Below are 1,250 nucleotides of genomic sequence, written 5' to 3'. Positions count from 1 at the left end.
ACAGTAACGAACAGTACAGTGAGGGGTAATAACGCTAGTGGTGGTGCTGGTGGTTTGCGTGCGAACGGTGCGAGCGGCATCACATTAACGAACAGCACAGTGAGTGGTAATAGTGCTGGTGCTACTGGTGGTGGTTTGAGTACGAGCAACAATATCACCTTAACGAACAGTACAGTGAGCGGTAATAGTGCTGGTACTATTGGTGGTGGTTTGAATGCGAACACCAACATCACATTAACGAACAGTATCGTTGCCAACAACACCGACAACGGCACCGCGCCGGATTTATTCGCAAATTTAGGAACGATAACTGCCACCAACAGCCTGATTGAAGACTCCACCGGAGCAACAATTACCGGCAGCAACAACATCATCGGCGTTGACCCCCAACTCCTACCCCTCGGAGACTACGGCGGACCCACCCAAACCCACGCCCTTGCTCTCACCAGTCCCGCCCTCAATGCGGGGGATAATGCTTTAGTGGGCAGTTTAACCACAGACCAACGAGGCGCTCCCGGTGCGCGTATTGCTGATGGTACGGTAGATATGGGAGCCTTTGAATGGCAAGGTTTTGAAATCGTTCCCATTGGCAACCAAAACATCACTATCAGCAGCCTTCCTTCTACCCTTGATGTCAGCGTTAAAGTGGTGGAAAAAGCGTTTAATATTATCCCTTCTGTTGGCGCAACCGTTAATTTTAGTCCTGTGGGAGATGTCACGGGTTCGTTCTCCAATGGTACTAGCGCCATCACCGATGCCAATGGTATTGCCCTGAATTTCTTCAATCTCACAGCAGCAACAGGGGATTTCCAAGTCTTGGCGGCTTCTTCGGGTTTGGATACCTTGACCTTTAATATCACGAATAATTTGTCAACAACAACAGCAACAACAGCAACAACAACAACAGCAACAACAACAGCAACAACAGATTTTTCGCCATTTGAACAAGAGTTTGATTCCCTAGAAATCCGAGAAGAAGACATCCTTTTTGCACGGGGTTGCCTGTCTACTCCCGAAGATGAATTGACTCAACAGGAAAATAAGACCTCTGAAGAGGGGGAAGATGAGGAAATCGTAGCGGGAGAAGAAAATGAAGATTCTTCCCCTGGCAGCGATCGCGCTTGTCGTCCTATCGATAGCGATGATAGTGAAGGAGGTGGCGAAGAATAAATTAGCTTCTTGTTCATGGATAATCCGCAAACCCCTAATAATAGGTCATAATTTCAGGGTGCAAGCATTGCACCCCTACT

General features: G+C 48.1%; 1 protein-coding gene. It reads left to right on the top strand.

What is annotated here, in order from left to right:
* A partial coding sequence (locus VB714_RS21400; protein ID WP_323226719.1) for a right-handed parallel beta-helix repeat-containing protein occupies positions 1 to 1,170 on the top strand: 1,170 nt, incomplete at its 5' end.
* Positions 1,171 to 1,250: the final 80 nt, after the last annotated feature.

It is taken from the genome of Spirulina sp. 06S082 (assembly GCF_034932145.1).
Taxonomy (GTDB): domain Bacteria; phylum Cyanobacteriota; class Cyanobacteriia; order Cyanobacteriales; family Spirulinaceae; genus CCY15215.
This window is presented reverse-complemented; position numbering and strand designations above follow the sequence as displayed.